Annotated in this window: 11 protein-coding genes and 1 pseudogene; 7 read left to right on the top strand and 5 right to left on the bottom strand. The window is 73.5% G+C overall.

Annotated features, from left to right (window positions below):
* Nucleotides 1-51: 51 nt before the first annotated feature.
* Entirely contained in the window at nucleotides 52-954 is a 903-nt protein-coding gene (locus tag H7H31_RS07365; protein ID WP_187061432.1) for a glutamate ABC transporter substrate-binding protein, read from the bottom strand.
* A 35-nt stretch (nucleotides 955-989) separates the two neighbouring features.
* The gene (locus H7H31_RS07360; RefSeq protein WP_187061431.1) at nucleotides 990-1,766 is read right to left on the bottom strand and encodes an amino acid ABC transporter ATP-binding protein; all 777 of its coding nucleotides are present in this window, start codon (nucleotides 1,764-1,766) and stop codon (nucleotides 990-992) included.
* Between the two features lie 964 nt (nucleotides 1,767-2,730).
* On the opposite strand from H7H31_RS07360, the gene H7H31_RS07355 reads away from it, so the two are divergent.
* Nucleotides 2,731-3,435, top strand: coding sequence for a response regulator transcription factor (locus H7H31_RS07355; protein ID WP_176164469.1), 705 nt, complete (start codon nucleotides 2,731-2,733; stop codon nucleotides 3,433-3,435).
* 26 nt (nucleotides 3,436-3,461) lie between these two features.
* Entirely contained in the window at nucleotides 3,462-4,877 is a 1,416-nt protein-coding gene (locus H7H31_RS07350) for a sensor histidine kinase (protein WP_187061430.1), read from the top strand.
* 28 nt (nucleotides 4,878-4,905) lie between these two features.
* Here H7H31_RS07350 and H7H31_RS07345 read toward each other — a convergent pair whose 3' ends face one another.
* A complete protein-coding gene (locus H7H31_RS07345; RefSeq protein ID WP_187061429.1) occupies nucleotides 4,906-7,941 on the bottom strand; it encodes an alpha-mannosidase in 3,036 nt (1,011 codons plus the stop codon).
* A gap of 1,046 nt (nucleotides 7,942-8,987) precedes the next feature.
* On the opposite strand from H7H31_RS07345, the pseudogene H7H31_RS07340 reads away from it, so the two are divergent.
* A pseudogene (locus tag H7H31_RS07340) lies at nucleotides 8,988-10,121 on the top strand (ROK family protein); the annotation flags it as partial.
* A 307-nt stretch (nucleotides 10,122-10,428) separates the two neighbouring features.
* Here the strand turns inward: H7H31_RS07340 and H7H31_RS07335 are convergent.
* Entirely contained in the window at nucleotides 10,429-11,484 is a 1,056-nt protein-coding gene (locus H7H31_RS07335; RefSeq protein ID WP_187060151.1) for a TAXI family TRAP transporter solute-binding subunit, read from the bottom strand.
* Nucleotides 11,485-11,608: 124 nt separating this feature from the next.
* Here H7H31_RS07335 and miaB point away from each other — a divergent pair, with 124 nt between their 5' ends.
* The 3 genes from miaB to H7H31_RS07320 all read left to right on the top strand — a co-directional run bounded on the left by miaB (nucleotide 11,609) and on the right by H7H31_RS07320 (nucleotide 14,622).
* Nucleotides 11,609-13,129 (top strand): tRNA (N6-isopentenyl adenosine(37)-C2)-methylthiotransferase MiaB, encoded by a 1,521-nt coding sequence (gene miaB, locus H7H31_RS07330; RefSeq protein ID WP_187060150.1) that lies wholly within the window; start codon nucleotides 11,609-11,611, stop codon nucleotides 13,127-13,129.
* Nucleotides 13,130-13,523: 394 nt separating this feature from the next.
* Nucleotides 13,524-13,808, top strand: a complete 285-nt coding sequence (locus tag H7H31_RS07325) for a hypothetical protein (protein WP_176164475.1) — start codon at nucleotides 13,524-13,526, stop codon at nucleotides 13,806-13,808.
* A gap of 16 nt (nucleotides 13,809-13,824) precedes the next feature.
* Nucleotides 13,825-14,622 (top strand): class III extradiol dioxygenase subunit B-like domain-containing protein, encoded by a 798-nt coding sequence (locus tag H7H31_RS07320; RefSeq protein WP_187060149.1) that lies wholly within the window; start codon nucleotides 13,825-13,827, stop codon nucleotides 14,620-14,622.
* A gap of 441 nt (nucleotides 14,623-15,063) precedes the next feature.
* Here the strand turns inward: H7H31_RS07320 and H7H31_RS07315 are convergent, their stop codons facing one another.
* A complete protein-coding gene (locus tag H7H31_RS07315) occupies nucleotides 15,064-15,303 on the bottom strand; it encodes an antitoxin (RefSeq protein ID WP_187059785.1) in 240 nt (79 codons plus the stop codon).
* Nucleotides 15,304-15,792: 489 nt separating this feature from the next.
* On the opposite strand from H7H31_RS07315, the gene miaA reads away from it, so the two are divergent.
* Nucleotides 15,793-16,743, top strand: a complete 951-nt coding sequence (miaA, locus tag H7H31_RS07310; RefSeq protein ID WP_187059784.1) for a tRNA (adenosine(37)-N6)-dimethylallyltransferase MiaA — start codon at nucleotides 15,793-15,795, stop codon at nucleotides 16,741-16,743.
* The last annotated feature ends 20 nt before the right edge of the window (nucleotides 16,744-16,763 follow it).

The raw sequence follows: 16,763 nt of genomic DNA, 5'->3' as shown, positions 1-16,763 counted from the left end.
GCCGCGCCGTGGACGCCCGGCCGCTCAGGCGTCAGCCGTCGTGGCGGCGGCTCAGTAGCGGTCGACCTTCGGCGGCGTCGGGGCCGGGATGCCGGACTTGCCGAGCGTGGCGTCGTACGCCTTCTTCCAGTTGCCGTTCTTCTGGTGCGTCTCGATGGCGTCGTTGATCGCGTCGCGCAGCGCCTTGTCGCCCTTCTTGAGGCCGACGCCGTACGGCTCCTCCGAGAACGGCTTGCCGAGCACCCGCAGCCCGTCGTTCTGGGCCGCGTAGCCCTTGAGGATCGTGTCGTCCGTGGTGACCGCGTCCACCTGACCGTTGTTCAGGTCCTGCACGCACAGTTGGTAACCCTGCTGCGCCTTGGCCTTGGCGACCCCGTACTTCTTCTCCTTGATCCGCTTCAGCGGCGTGGAGCCGGTGACGGAGCAGACCTTCTTGCCCTTGATGTCCTCCGGGGTCTTGATGTCGCTGTCCTTGTCGACCAGCAGGTCCTGGCCGGCGAGGTAGTACGGGCCGCCGAAGTCGACCTGCTTCTTGCGCTCGTCGTTGATCGTGTACGTGCCGACGTAGAAGTCGACGCCACCGCTGGAGAGCTGCGTCTCGCGGGCCTCGGTCGGCACCGTCTTCCACTCGATGTGCTTCTCGTCGAAGCCGAGTTCGGCGGCGATCATGCGGGCGATCTCGACGTCGAAGCCGGAGCGCTCCTTGGTGCTCGGGTCCTCGTAGCCGAGATTCGGCTGGTCGGCCTTGGTGCCGATCTTGATCGTCTTGCCCTTGGCCTTCGACCAGACCGGCGAGTCCTTGACGTCCGCCGCGGTGTTGACCTCGTAGGAGAGCTTCGGGGCGTCCTTGTCCTTCTTGTCGTCGTCCGGGCTGCCCTCCTTGCCACACGCCGTCGCCGTCACGGCCATGGCCAGTACGACGGCCGCCGCCGCTGCAGTCCTGCGGAGCTTCATGGTGAATGTCCTTTACGTCGTCGAGCGGGGGGCGGTCAGTGGTGCAGGATCTTCGACAGGAAGTCCTTGGCCCGGTCGCTGCGGGGGGTGCTGAAGAACTGGTCCGGCGTCGCCTCTTCGACGATGCGGCCGTCGGCCATGAAGACCACGCGGTTCGCGGCGGAGCGCGCGAAGCCCATCTCGTGGGTGACGACGATCATCGTCATGCCCTCCTGGGCGAGCTGCTGCATGACCTCGAGGACCTCGTTGATCATCTCTGGGTCGAGGGCCGAGGTCGGCTCGTCGAAGAGCATCACCTTCGGGTCCATGGCCAGTGCGCGGGCGATGGCCACGCGCTGCTGCTGGCCGCCGGAGAGCTGCGCGGGGTACTTGTCGGCCTGGGTGCCGACGCCGACCCGGTCGAGCAGGGCCCGCGCCTTGGTCTCGGCGGCCTTCCGCTCGACCTTGCGGACCTTGATCTGGCCCAGCGTCACGTTCTCCAACACGGTCTTGTGGGCGAAGAGATTGAAGGACTGGAAGACCATGCCGACGTCCGAGCGCAGCCGGGCCAGTTCCCTGCCCTCCTGCGGCAGCGGCTTTCCGTCGATGGTGATGGTGCCGGAGTCGATGGTCTCCAGTCGGTTGATGGCGCGGCACAGCGTGGACTTGCCGGACCCGGACGGCCCGATGACGACGACGACTTCGCCGCGGGCGATGGTCAGGTCGATGTCCTGGAGCACATGCAGCGCGCCGAAGTGCTTGTTGACTCCTGTCAGCGCGACCAAGTCGCCCGCCACAGCCGTGGCGCCCTTGGTCACCGATACTTCGCTCATCGGCGTCTCGCTCCGTCCTCCTCGGTTGGGAGGACCCTAATGAGCCGCCACGACCAGCGTCATTACATCTGAGCTGAAATTGAGCATAACGATCCGGCCGCAAAGCGACACTCTGCGTGAACGGGGCGCGGAGCATGATCGCCGTACGGTCCGGGAAACAACGCGATGCCCATACCGGCTACGTAACGGAAACAACTGGGTGGTCGCATTCCCTTGACGCGCCCCGCGGGTATCGGCGTTCATGCCTGTGGCCCCGGTGGGGGGACACGCTGCCTGGCGCCGACGAACGGCGCGGGTCGGCGCGAGGAACAGCGAGGGAACACACCAGGTGAGCGATCCGCGCCCCGGCACGCACCGGCGCGGGCGGGGGCCGGGGCGGCGCCGGCCGGCCAGGGCTCGCGCGTTGCGAAGTACGGAGCGAGAAAGGCCCCGAAGCGCCGGCGCGTCCCGCGTCCTCGCGCGCCCGTCCACCCGCCACGGGGCGCGGCCGGCCCGGGCCGGCGGCGGTACGGAGCGCGCGGCCTCGGTCGCGCGGAGCGCGCCGCCGCCACGGGGGACCGGGTCGCGCTCCGACACGGGGCACGGGGCGGGCGCAGGGCGCGAGACACGCCGTACGGGGCGCGGGACACGGGGGCACGGGCCCCCGGGCATGGAGCGGGACGGGCGTGGCACGGTGCCGTGGGGGCGCGGCGTGGTGGCCTCGCCGAGACGGAGCACGCTGCGCGGAGCACCGGGAACACACGAGCGTACGGAGCAGGCAGTGGCGCACGCGGGGCACGGCGCGGTGGGACGCGCGGGTGGAGGCGGGGCGCCCTTGGCGGCGCTGCGGACGGGCCCCGCGCCCCGGGCCGGCGGCGCCCCCGGGAACGCCGTGCGGGACCCGGCGCCCGGCGGGCACGAGGGGCGCGCGTCCGGAGCGGAGTCGGGGCGCGTGAGGGAGCACCACCGAGGGAGGGCGGGGCTGATGAGACTGCTGCTGGTCGAGGACGACAACCACGTGGCCGCCGCGCTGTCCGCGGTGCTGGCCCGGCACGGCTTCCAGGTCACGCACGCCCGCAACGGGGAGGAGGCGCTGCGAGCCCTGCTGCCGGGGGAGAGCGACCCGTTCAGCGTGGTCCTGCTCGACCTCGGGCTGCCCGATCAGGACGGGTTCGAGGTGTGCGGGCGTATCCGCAAGCTCACCAGCACGCCCGTGATCATGGTGACGGCGCGCGCCGACGTGCGCTCCCGCATCCACGGGCTCAACCTGGGCGCCGACGACTACGTCGTCAAGCCGTACGACCCGATGGAACTGCTCGCCCGCATCCACGCCGTCAGCCGGCGCACCGTGCCCGCCGACGGTGCGGCCGACGAGCACCCCGACGAGTCCACGGGGCCGCTGCTGATCGGCCCCGTCAGCATCGAGCTGTCCACCCGCCAGGTCCGCGTGGACGGCGCCGTCGTCTCGCTCACCCGCAAGGAGTTCGACCTGCTGGCCCTGCTCGCCAAGCGGCCGGGCGTGGTCTTCCGCCGCGAGCAGATCATCAGTGACGTGTGGCGTACGAGTTGGGAGGGGACCGGCCGCACCCTTGAGGTGCACGTGGCCTCGCTCCGCTCGAAGCTGCGGATGCCCGCGCTGATCGAGACGGTGCGCGGCGTCGGCTACCGTCTCGTCGCCCCGGCCGCCTGAGCGGCGACCCCGTCCCTGGGAGCATCGTGCGCACTCGACTCCTCCCGCTGCTGATCGTCCTGATGGCGGGCGTGCTGCTGGCCCTCGGGCTCCCGCTCGGCGCGAGCCTGGCGGCGGCGGAGCAGCAGCGCGTGGTCGTGGACCGGATCGACGACACGGCGCGGTTCGCGGCCCTGGCCCAGTACGTCACGACGCGGCCGGTGGCGAGCCCGGCCTACCCCCAGGAGGGCGACGAGCGGCAGGCCACGCTGCAGGTGGAACTGACCCGCTACCACGAGCTGTACGGCATCCAGGTCGGCGTCTTCTACCGCGACGGCGAGCCGATGGGATCGGCCCCCGCCGGCTGGTCGCTGACCGAGCACAGCGAGCCGTGGCGGGCCTTCATGGAGGCGCTCGCCGGCCGCCGCAGCCACGACCCGGAACAGGTCTGGCCCTGGGAACGAGGCCGCCTCGCGGTCGCCTCACCCGTGGTGCGCGACGGCGACGTGGTGGCGGTGGTCGTCACCGACTCGCCCACCGACCAGATGCGCTCGCGCGTCGTGCGCGGCTGGCTGCTGATCGCCGCGGGCGAAGCGGCGGCGATGCTGCTCGCCGTCGCCGCCGCGGTGCGCCTGACCGGCTGGGTGCTGCGCCCCGTACGCGTACTCGACGCCGCCACGCACGACATCGCCACGGGGCGGCTGGCCTCCCGGGTCGCCGCCTCGGGCGGCCCGCCCGAACTGCGCCGGCTGGCCCGCTCGTTCAACGAGATGGCCGACCACGTGGTGGACGTGCTCGAACAGCAGCGGGCGTTCGTCGCCGACGCCTCGCACCAGCTCCGTAACCCGCTCTCCGCGCTGCTCCTGCGGATCGAGCTGCTGGCCCTGGAGCTGCCCGAGGGGAACGAGGAGGTCGCCTCCGTCCGCGCCGAGGGCAGGCGGCTGACCCAGGTCCTCGACGACCTGCTCGCCCTGGCCCTGGCCGAACACGCCGCCGCCGACCTGCGCCTCAGCGACATCGCCGAGGTCACGGAGGAACGGGTCGGCGCCTGGCGCCCTCTCGCCGACCGCGCGGGCGTCACGCTCGACTACGTGGGCCCGGGCGGGGCCACCGCGTGGGCCGACCCGGTGGCGCTCTCCAGCGCGTTGGACGCCGTGATCGACAACGCGCTGAAGTTCACGCCGGAGGGCGAGCGGGTGGTCGTGGACGTGCGCACGACCGGTGAGACGGTGCGGATCACCATCGCGGACGGCGGCCCCGGCCTGACCGAGGAGGAGCTGGAGCGCGTCGGCGACCGCTTCTGGCGCAGCAACCGGCACCAGAACGTCTCCGGCTCCGGCCTCGGCCTGTCCATCAGCCGCGCCCTGCTGGCCGCGGGCGGGTCCACGATCGCGTACGCCCCGAACAAGCCACGCGGCCTGCGGGTGACCATCGCCGTGCCGCGCACGGCGCCCCAGGGGTGAGTACGGGGCGCCGTGCGCGGGGCGCGACTCAGCCGCGTGGGGTCAGCCGCAGGGTCAGGATCTGGAACGGGCGCAGGATCAGCTCCAGCGCGCCCTCGGGCGAGAACGCGCGCTTCGGGGCGTCGGCCAACGGACGCTCCAGCAGGTCGGTCTCGACCACCTCAGCGACCGGTACGGAGGCGGTCAGCGTCGTGCTGGCCCGGCCGCCGCCGGACTCGTACAGCCGCACCACGATGTCCCCGCCGCGGTCCTCCGCGAGCTTGACCGCCTCCACGATCACCTGGTCGCCGGCGACGGAGACCAGCGGTTCGACGGCCCGGCCGCCGGTGACGGTGCGCTCGGGGAGGTTGATCCGGTGCCCCTCGCGCACCGCGTCGGCCACGGTCGCGCCGGGCGCGAGGGCGTACCGCAGCCGGTGGTGGCCATGGTCGGTCTCCGGGTCGGGGTAGCGCGGGGCACGGAGCAGCGAGAGCCGCACCGTGGTGGTCTGCCCGCCGTCCGCGCGCACGTCGCGGGTGACGTCGTGGCCGTACGTCGAGTCGTTGACCACGGCGGCGCCCCAGCCGGGCTCCTCGACCTGCACCCAACGGTGCGCGCAGATCTCGAACTTGGCCGCCTCCCACGAGGTGTTGGTGTGCGTGGCCCGGTACACGTGCCCGAACTGCGTCTCGGACGCGGACCGGTCCGCCTTCACGTCCAGCGGGAAGGCCGCCTTGAGGAACTTCTCCGTATCCCGCCAGTCCACCTCGGTGTCGATGTCGAGCACCTTGGCGCCGGCGCGCAACGCGAGCCGCTGCCGGACGGTGGAGCCCGCGTCGCCGAAGGAGCGCGCGACCGTGACCACCGCGCGCTCGTCGGTCGACTCGGCCAGGTCCAGCTCGTCGACGTCGACCAGGTCGGTCACGTTGTGCCGGTAGAAGTGGTCGACGTCCCAGGCGTCCCACATGTTCGGGAAGTCCGGGTGGATCTGGAGCAGGTTCCCGGCCAGGCCGGGAGCGATGGCCTCGCGCCCGGCGGTCAGGTCGTACGCGGAGACCACGAGGCCACGCTCGTCGACCTCGACCCGCAGCAGCCCGTTGGTGAGCACGTAGCCGCCGCCGTCCCGCTCGGCCGCCGTGACCGGGGCGCTCGCCGGCGGCGGGGCCAGGGCCGCGCCGCCGGCGGGGACGCCGCGCCGGGCGTGCGGCGCGGCGTTGAAGACGACCGGCTCCTCGCCCGGACCGGCCAACGCCGCCTGCGCGGCGGACACCAGCTCCGTCAACTCGGCGCGCACCCGGGCGTAGGTCTCGCGCGCCTCGCGGTGCACCCAGGCGATCGACGAGCCGGGCAGGATGTCGTGGAACTGGTGCAGCAACACCGTCTTCCAGAGGCGCTCCAACTCCTCGTACGGGTAGGAGAAGCCGGACACCGTGCTGGCCGCGGTGGCCGCCCACAGCTCGGCCTCGCGCAGCAGCGACTCGCTGTGCCGGTTGCCCTGCTTCGTCTTGGCCTGCGAGGTGTAGGTGCCGCGGTGCAGCTCCAGGTACAGCTCGCCCGCCCACACCGGCGCGTCGGGGTACTCGGCCCGCGCCGCCGCGAAGAACGCCGACGGGCGCTCGATCGTCACCCGGGGCGAGCCCTCCAGGTCGCCGAGGCGCCGCGCGCGGGCCAGCATCTCGCGGGTGGGGCCGCCACCGCCGTCACCCCAGCCGAACGGGGCCAGCGACCGCGTGCCGCGGCCCTTCTCCTGGTAGTTGCGGGCCGCGTGGGCCAGTTCGGCACCACCGAGGTCGGAGTTGTAGGTGTCGATCGGTGGGAAGTGCGTGAAGACGCGGGTTCCGTCGATGCCCTCCCACCAGAAGGTGTGGTGCGGGAACTTGTTGGTCCGGCTCCAGGAGATCTTCTGCGTGAGGAACCAGTCGGAGCCCGAGAGCTTCACCAACTGGGGCATCGCCGCCGTGTACCCGAACGAGTCCGGTAGCCACACCTCCTTCGTCTCGATGCCGAACTCGTCCAGGAAGAACTTCTTGCCGTAGAGGAACTGGCGGGCCATCGCCTCGCCACCCACCATGTTGGTGTCGGACTCCACCCACATGCCGCCCACCGGGACGAACTGGCCGCTGGCCACCTTCTCCTTCACCCTGGCGAAGACCTCGGGCCGGTGCTCCTTGATCCACGCGAGCTGCTGGGCCTGCGACATGGCGAAGACGAACTCGGGGTGGTCGTCCATGAGCTGCACCACGTTCGACGAGGTGCGGGCGACCTTGCGCACCGTCTCGCGCAGCGGCCACAGCCACGCCGAGTCGATGTGGGCGTGTCCGACGGCGCTGACGCGGTGCGCGGAGGCGTTGGCCGGGGCGGCGAGCACGCCCGCCAGCGCGCCCCGGGCCCGGGCAGCGGTGCCGGGGACGTCGGCGAGGTCCAGGGCGTCGAGACAGCGCTCGACGGCGCGCAGCAGCTCGAAGCGGCGCGCGTCGCCGGTGGAGAGCTGCGTCATCAGGCTGCCGACCACATCCAGGTCCTGGACCAGCTCCCACACCTCCGGCTCGAAGACGGCGAGCTCCATCCGGGTGAGCCGGTACAGCGGCTCGTCGCTCGCGGTGAGGTGGTCGCCCTCCCGGGTCGGCGACTGGCCGACCAGGATCGGGTTGGACGCGGCCTCCACGTACCACTCGACCTCCTCACCGCCCTCGACCGGGGCACCGACGCGCACCCAGGCGTTGTGCGGGTTGAGCGCCTTCACGGCCTCCCCGTCGGCCCGGTAGACCAGCCCCTCGCACTGGAAGCCGGGGAGTTGGCGGTCGAAGCCGAGGTCGAGTACGGCCTCGACGGTGCGGCCCGCCCACGCCGAGGGCACCCGCCCCGTCACCCTGAACCAGGTCGTCCCCCACGCCGGGCCCCACCGGTCCCCGACGGCGGCCGGACCGTACTCCGCGGCCAACCCCTCGGCCACCGGCACCGGTTCGCCGGGCACCTCCCACCGCCCGAGGGTGAGCGGTTCGGTGGCGCCGTAGACGGCGGGTCGGACGCGCTCGGTGAGGACACGGCGCAGACGGTCTTCGACGATGCTGCGGTCGTCATGCATGGCGGCGGCTCCGATGGTTCGTGGGGCGGAACGGCTGACGGTGTGTGCTGATGACGTGCGCGGTGCGGATACGGGAGCGCGCGCCGGGACGGGGCCCGCCCCGATCGCGCGATGCTCAGGTGGCATTACCACTGATCGGCGAGGAAAACCGGGACGGCACCGCGGACCGCCCCGTCGCCGCGCCCCCGGTCCCCCGTCGGCTGTCGCGTACGGGGCGGGGGAGGGGGCGTACGGGGCGTGGGGCGGCGAGCGCGGGGCGTGGGCGCTGAACTCCCGGCATGACGCTATGGGGCGCGGAGCGGCGACCACGGAGCGCGGGGCACGGAGCGCGGGGCGCGGAGCGGCGACCACGGGGCACGAGGTACGGAGCGCGGTGCGGCGATCGCACGGGGCACGGGGCGCGTAGCGCCGACCACGGGGCGCGGGGCATGGAGCGCGGGGCACGGGGCGCGGAGCGGCGACCACGGAGCGCGGGGCACGGAGCGGCGACCACGGGGCACGGAGCGCGGGGCACGGGGCACGGAGCGGCGACCACGGGGCACGGAGCGCGGGGCACGGGGCACGGAGCGGCGACCACGGGGCACGGAGCGCGGGGCACGGGGCACGGAGCGGCGACCACGGGGCAGCGACCAGGGAGCAAGGGGGCACGGAGCACGAGGCCACACGGGCGCTGGGGTGGAGTCGGTGTCGCGCGCGGCGTACGGCGCCTGGCGGCGGGTGCGGCGACCGAGCCCACGCGCCCCCCGGGGGCCGGCCCCCGGGTACCTCGGCCTGAACCCCCGTACGGCCGGAACCGACGTCGCCGCGGCTGCGCCGTATCTCCGTGGCGGCGTGGCCCGTTCCGTAAGGAGTCCCCCTCCGCGCGGGGCGCCCGCGCCGCCGGCACGGCGCGCCGCGGGCCGCTGGTTCGGGAGCGGTCCGCGCGCGTCGCGAGCCTTTGGCCGGGCCCCTTGGCCCGATACCGAGGCCGAGCCCCGGTGCGGTGGGCCGCGCGCCCACGGGGCCCGAGCAGAGCCACAGCCGCATCGACCGAGAGGCAGACCGCCATGACCGCAGCCGACGCACTGACGCCAGCCGACGCGCCCCCGCCCCGCCCGGCCACCCCTACGCGCGCGCCGGCCGCGCCCGCCTCCTGGGGAGCGTCGGGCCACGGCGCCGGCAGCGCCGCGCTGAGCGTGGCCATCGACATCGGCGGGACCAAGATCGCGGGTGCGTTGGTGGACCGACGGGGCACGGTGCACGCCACGGCCAGGCGGCCCACGCCGCCCAGTACGGGGCGGGGCCACGGCGCCGCGCCGGCCGGCGCCGTGGGCGCGGCCTGCGCTTCGCCCGGGGCGGCGGCCGAGGCGGTCATGGCCGCCGTCACCGAGGTCATCACCACCCTGGCGCGCTCGCCCGAGTGGGCCCGCGTCACCCGGTGCGGCCTCGCCAGCGCGGGGCCGGTCGACGCCGCGCGCGGCACCGTCAGCCCGGTCAACATCACGGCCTGGCGCGACTTCCCGGTCCGCGCCCGCACCGAGGCCGCCCTCGCGTGCCACGGGGCGCCGGTGCCGGTCGCGCTCGTGGGCGACGGGGTGGCCATGGCCGCCGCCGAACACTGGCTGGGAGCGGCCCGTGGCCGCCGGAACGCGCTGTGCATGGTGGTCTCCACCGGCGTCGGCGGCGGCCTGATCCTGGACGGGCGACTGTGCCCCGGGCCCACGGGTAACGCGGGACACATCGGCCACATCAGCGTGGAGGTGGACGGCCCCCCGTGCCCGTGCGGCTCCCGAGGATGCGTCGAAGCCCTCGCGTCGGGCCCGGCCATCGCCCGCCATGCCGCCGCGATGGGCTGGCGGCCGACCGGGGCCGACCGCTCGGCGGCGGTGGTCGCCGCCGCGGCACGCGACGGAGACCCGGTGGCCCTGGCCGCCTTCGACCGGGCCGGGCGGGCCCTGGCCGCGGCGGTCGCCGGCACCGCGACCCTGCTGGAGGTCGAGGCGGCGGTGATCGGCGGCGGCGTGGCCGCGGCCGGCGAGGTGCTGTTCGCACCGCTGCGGCGACACCTGGCGACGTACGCCGCGCTCTCGTTCGTACGGGGCATCGAGGCGGTGCCGGCCTCGCTGGGCACCGACGCGGGGCTCGTGGGGGCGGCTGCCGCCGCGTTCGAACTGCTCCCCGACCCGGCCCTCGACGCCGCCGACCTTGCCCCCACCGACGCACCGCCGCGCCTGAGCCCCGGCAGAGCGTGCCCGTACGCGCACACCCGGCCGCCGGCGCGCGCGGCGACGCGGCGGTGCGTCGGTGGATCGACGTGTCGATGGATCGATGCGTCAGTGGACCGATGCGCTGGTGGATCAGCGCGCCGAGGCGGTCGGCGCACGAACGCATCGACGCGTTGACGGCCGGTGCGGTGACGGATCGCGCCGGCGACGGGGTGGGCCGGCTGATGCGGGCGTGCCCGGAGGGGGGCGGCGCCGGCCCTTCGCGGGCGGGCGGGCGGGGGCCTCAGGGCTTGACCGACCGGTAGTAGCGCTTGGCGCCCTCGTGGAGGGTCAGCGGGTCGGTGTAGATGGCCGTGCGAAGATCGACGCGCTGCGCCGCGTGCACGCTCTCGCCGATCTTGTCGCGGCTGTTGATCACCGTTCGCGTGACGCTCTCCGTCAGCGTCCGGTCCGTCCCGTCCGTCGTCACCAACAGGTTGGCCACCGCGATGGTCTTGATGGCCTGGCCCCGTTGCACCATGGGGTAGGCGTCGGCGGGCATCACGGCGGCCCGGTAGTAGTGCTTGGCGCCGCCGAGCTTGTGCACGCGATCCACCAGGTCACCGAGTTGCACGAGCCGGATCGGATAGCGCTTCGCGAGATCGAGCACGGCGCCCGTCGGCAGGCCACCGGACCAGAAGAAGGCGTCGATCTTCCCCTTTCGCATCAGTGTGGTCATCTCACTGATCCCTACCGGCACCGGCGTCAGGTCCTTCTCCGGGTCGAGCCCCGCCGCCGTCAGGAGCCGCTCCGCGATCAGGCTGACGCCGGAGCCGGGTTGTCCGATCGCCACGCGCTTGCCGGCGAGGTCCGCGGCGCGGCGCACCGTCGAACCGGCGGGTACGACCAACTGCAGGTAGTCGTCGTACAACCGGGCGCACGCCCGCAGCCGGTGTGCGCCGTCGCCGCCCTCGTCGCGGTAGGTCGCCACGGCGTCGGCGGTGGCGATCGTGAAGGACGCCTCGCCGGCGACGAGCCGCCTGATGTTCTGCACCGATCCCTCGCTCGGCATGAGGTTCACCCGTAGCCGCGGCAGGTCCTCGTCGAGGTGATCCTTGAGCAGTTCGCCGTACCGCGCGTACACGCCCGTACGCACCCCGGTCGTCACGGTCACGCTCCCGCTCGGGGACGCATCGTCGCCCACCGGCAGCAACCACCACAGCAGCAGCCCGAGCACCACGACGGCCGTCACGGCGAGCCGCCACAGCCGCCGGGTCCGCCCGATGCCGGGGCCGCCCGCGATGCCGGTGGCACGGAGCGCGCGCCACGCTCCCGGCCGTTCGGTCAGGGTCTTGAGCATGGGCCGGATACTGCCAGCATCGCGGCGCGGAAGGGAGGGGCGGGGAACGGAGTCGAACACGTACCCTGGGCAACCAAGATGAGTGCGAGGACGTACGAGACGCGCGCCCGTCTACCCTGATGTCATGAGCAGCAGTGACCGGAGCAGTGCAGTGGGCGTGAATCGAAGCTACGAAGTGCGCACCTACGGGTGCCAGATGAACGTCCACGACTCCGAGCGGCTGTCCGGCCTCCTGGAGGACGCCGGTTACGTGCGCGCGCCCGAGGGCTCCGCTGAGGGCGATGCCGACATCGTCGTCTTCAACACCTGCGCGGTGCGGGAGAACGCCGACAACCGGCTCTACGGCAACCTCGGCCGGCTCGCCCCGATGAAGGCGCGGCGGCCTGGCATGCAGATCGCGGTCGGCGGCTGCCTGGCCCAGAAGGACCGCGACACGATCGTCAAGAAGGCCCCGTGGGTGGACGTGGTCTTCGGCACGCACAACATCGGCAGCCTGCCGGTCCTGCTGGAGCGCGCGCGGGTCCAGGAAGAGGCGCAGGTCGAGATCGCCGAGTCGCTGGAGGCGTTCCCCTCGACGCTGCCCACCCGCCGCGAGTCCGCCTACGCGGCATGGGTGTCCATCTCGGTCGGCTGCAACAACACCTGCACCTTCTGCATCGTGCCCGCCCTGCGCGGCAAGGAGAAGGACCGCCGTCCCGGCGACATCCTCGCCGAGGTCGAGGCGCTGGTCGCCGAGGGCGTAACCGAGATCACGCTGCTCGGCCAGAACGTCAACGCGTACGGCTCGGACATCGGCGACCGTGAGGCGTTCAGCAAGCTGCTGCGCGCCTGCGGCACCATCGAGGGTCTTGAGCGGGTGCGCTTCACCTCGCCGCACCCGCGCGACTTCACGGACGACGTGATCGCCGCCATGGCCGAGACGCCGAACGTTATGCCGCAACTGCACATGCCGCTCCAGTCCGGCTCCGACACGGTGCTCAAGGCCATGCGTCGCTCGTACCGGCAGGAGCGCTTCCTGGGGATTATCGAGAAGGTGCGCGCCGCCATGCCGGACGCGGCGATCTCCACCGACATCATCGTCGGCTTCCCCGGCGAGACCGAGGCCGACTTCGAGCAGACGCTGCACGTGGTCCGCGAGGCGCGGTTCGCCCAGGCGTTCACCTTCCAGTACTCCAAGCGCCCCGGCACCCCGGCCGCCGAGATGGACGACCAGATCCCGAAGGCGGTCGTCCAGGACCGCTACGAGCGCCTGGTCGCCGTCCAGGAAGAGATCAGTTGGGCGGAGAACAAGCGCCAGGTCGGCCGCACCGTGGAGGTCCTGGTCGCGGAGGGCGAGGGCCGCAAGGACGACGCCACCCGCCGCCTCTCCGGCCGGGCCCCCGACAACCGCCTGGTGCACTTCACCCGCCCCGACGAGCCGGTTCGCCCCGGCGACGTCGTCACGGTGGACATCACCTACGCGGCACCGCACCACCTCCTCGCGGAGGGCACCCCCCGGGGCGTACGGCGCACGCGGGCGGGTGACGCGTGGGAGAAGCGCAACGCCGCGCCGGAGCCAAAGCCCGCGGGCGTCATGCTCGGCCTGCCCACGGTGGGCGCCCCCGCGCCGCTGCCCGCGGAGCCCGGCGGCTGCTCCGTCCGCTGACCGAGCACCGTCGGCCGGCAACCCACGACGGCCGGCCCATCGCATGCCCTGGCCCGCCGCTCCGCCGACGCCGCCGAACACGCGCCCCACGCGGTGGCCGGCCGGTTCGGCCGCCGGGGTCGCCAGCCGGCCCGTCGTCCAGCCATACGTGACGGGGAGCAGCGCGCCGCTCCCGAGCGGAACCGTACGCGGCCGGCGTGACGTGTGAGCAGTCGTGCGCCGTACGGTGCGTACGCCGGGGCCGCCGGGGCGCGTGACCCGCGCGTCCCCGACGGTGGGTCGCACCGGGCCGTACCGAACTCGCCGTGCCGGGCGAACGGGGCGGGCCGCGACGGCCGGACCGGCCCCGACGGCGCACGCGCACGCGGCGTGAGACGAGGCGGGGGAGAGCGCTATGCCACGGTGGGGACTGCTCGTCGAGCCACCCATGGGCCAGAACGACATCGACACGATCGAGGTACTGGCCGAAGTTGACGGCACGCGCGAGGAAGCGCTCACGCTGCTGGCCGAGAAGGTGGAGACGTACCAGCCGAGACACCCACGGAGCCCGCGCGGCAGGCGGCTGTACCGCACCGACGACGGATGGCTGCTCGTGATCGCGAGTTCCTGGAGCAGCAGGCTGTACCCGTGCCGTTTCCGCGTCTGCGAACTGGTCTGGGATTCGGGCGACGGAGCCTGACGTTAGGCTGCCGATCATGCTTGTCGCTGCCGCCGTGTGCCCGTGCCCGCCCCTGCTCGTGCCCGAGATCGCCGCTGGAGCCGCACCCGAACTGGCGCCGCTGCGGGACGCCTGCTCGGACGCGATCAGCGTGCTGGCCGCGGCCCGCCCCGACCGCCTCATCGTGCTGGGCCCGGCCGCCCCGGACGCTGACGGCACCTATCCGAGCGGCAGCGCCGGCTCGTTCCGCGGCTACGGCGTGGACATGACGGTACGGCTCGGCGCGCTACCGGGAGCGGACGGCGCTACGGAGCACGGGGCACGGAGCGCCGAGGCGGACGACACGGAGCACGGGGCGGACGCGGGGCACGGGGCGGGCTGGCTGGCGGAGCGCGAACTGCCGTCCTCGCTGGCCGTCGCGGCATGGCTGCTGGAGCGCGCCCGCTGGAGCGCGGCGCCCGTCGAGGGCTTCGGCCTCGCCGAGACGCTCGCCGTCGACCGCTGCACCGCACTGGGGCGCGAGCTGGCGCGGTCTGCCGACCGGGTGGCCCTCCTGATCTCCGGCGACGGCAGCGCGCGCCGCACGCTCAAGGCGCCCGGCTACCTCGACGAGCGGGCCGCCGCGTGTGACGCGGAGGTGGCGCGCGCCCTGGGCACGGCCGACACCGCGGCCCTGTCGGATCTCGATCCCCACCTGGCCCAGGACCTGCTGATGTCGGGCCGGGCCTCCTGGCAGGTGCTCGCCGGCGCGGGCGACGGAGCGGGCCTGCGCGGCGCACTGCTGTACGACGAGGCGCCGTACGGCGTGGGCTACTTCGTCGCCACCTGGTCGTAGCGGACACACGGGGCGCGAGGCGTCGCCGATCCTGCCCGGGAGCACGGAGCACGGAGCACGGAGCACGGAGCACGGAGCACGGAGCACGGAGCACGGAGCACGGAGCACGGAGCACGGAGCGGTGATCCTGCCTGGGGGCACGGGGCACGGGGCACGGGGCACGGGGCACGGGGCACGGGGCACGGGGCACGGGGCACGGGGCGCCGTCCGCACGGGGCACGGGGCGACGTCCGTACGGGGGCGCGGAGCCGTGGTCCCGCGTGGAGGCGGCTGGTGCGGGTGGGGCTCGTCAGCGTGGGGCCCCACCGGACGCGGAGTGGCGGGGTACGTGGCGCCGCCGCGTCGGGGGCCGGCGTGGGGCGCGCACCGTACCGGCCGTCGCCGACAACGACCACGGCCGCGGAGCCAGGAGGCTCCGCGGCCGTGGGGGACGGTCAGGCGTCAGCGGCCCTGCGGGCCCTTGCCCTCGTCGTCCTTCTGCGCGAGGCGGTCGAGGGCGCCCTTGGCCTTGCCCGTACCGGTGTCGATCTTGTCGCTGTACTTGCCCTTGGTCTTCTCGTCGACCGTCTTGGCGGCCTTGTCCAGACCGCGCTCGATCTTGTCGCCGTGCTGATTCGCGAGGTCCCCGGCCTTGCCCTTGAGCTGACCGGCCTTCGCCTTGAGATTGTCCAGCAGGCCCATGGGCCACCTTCCCTCGTCGGAGGACTACTGTCGGGCGTCTTCCCCGGCCTCGCTGTCCGCAGCCCGCTCGGCGGACTGTTGCTTGGGAATCGTGGCGCCGCCTGCCGCCGTGCCGTCCTGTTCGGCGTCATCGACGGTGGAGGCAGCCGCCGACGAGGCCACCGGCGGGGCGTCGAGTTCCTCCGGAGCCGGGGATTCCGCGACTGATTCCCCGGTCAGGCTACCGCCCTCATCGCTCCGCGCCGCCTCCGCGGGGGGTGCGCCAACCGAACGCGACGAACGGCGAAACCTTGAAAAAACGCCCATAATCACTCCATAGATTAACCCGCGTAGCGGCAGCCTGGACGGAGCGGGACGTTCTCTGGCGCCACTGCCGCAACCTGGCTCGCTCGGCGGTGTGCCGAAACCTCGCAACGGGCAACGACCACCGCGCCCCCCTGTCACGTCGCTCGTTCGAGGAGCGGCCCGCGGATTTGCGAGACTGGCCCGGTGAACAGCGCAGTCCCCGCTCCGCGGGTCATCGCCATCGTCGGCCCCACCGCGGCGGGCAAGTCCGATCTCGGGGTCGCCCTGGCCCGGCACCTCGGCGGCGAGGTCATCAACGCCGACTCCATGCAGCTCTACCGTGGCATGGACATCGGCACCGCCAAGCTGCCCGTGGCCGAGCGGCAGGGCGTGCCGCACCGTCTGCTGGACGTCTGGGACGTCACCGAGACGGCCAGCGTCGCCGAGTACCAGCGGCTGGCCCGCGCGGAGATCGACCGCCTGCTCGCCGAGGGGCGTACGCCGGTGCTCGTCGGGGGCTCCGGGCTCTACGTACGGGGCGCGATCGACGCCCTGGAGTTCCCGGGCACCGATCCCGCCGTCCGCGCCCGCCTGGAGGCGGAGCTGCTGGAACGGGGCAGCGGGCCGCTGCACGCCCGGCTCGCCGTGGCCGACCCTCGCGCCGCCGAGGCCATCCTCCCCAGCAACGGCCGCCGCATCGTCCGGGCACTCGAAGTCATCGAGATCACCGGCCGCCCCTTCACCGCCAACCTGCCCGAAGCGGACTCGGCCCACAGCGCCGTCTACGACACGGTGCAGATCGGCGTGGACGTCGCCCGCCCCGAGCTGGACGAGCGGATCGCCCGCCGGGTGGACCGGATGTGGGAGGCCGGCCTGGTGGACGAGGTGGAGCGACTGGAGCGCACGGGGCTACGCGAGGGGCGCACGGCCTCCCGCGCCCTGGGCTACCAGCAGGTGCTCGCTGTGCTGGCGGGGGAGTGCGACGAAGCGGAGGCACGCGTCGAGACCGTACGAGCCACCAAGCGCTTCGCGCGCCGCCAGGATTCGTGGTTTCGACGAGATGCGCGAGTTCACTGGCTCAGCGGCGCCGCCGGTCACAGCGGGGAACTCCAGGCGCACGCGCTGACGTTGGTCGAACGAGCGGTCACAGCCTGATCACGTGATGGCATCGGGAC

Origin of the sequence: Streptomyces buecherae (assembly GCF_014295035.1) — a bacterium.
Taxonomy (GTDB): Bacteria; Actinomycetota; Actinomycetes; order Streptomycetales; family Streptomycetaceae; genus Streptomyces; species Streptomyces youssoufiensis.
Note: the sequence above shows the minus strand (reverse complement) of the source record. Positions and strands in the feature narration are given on the sequence as shown.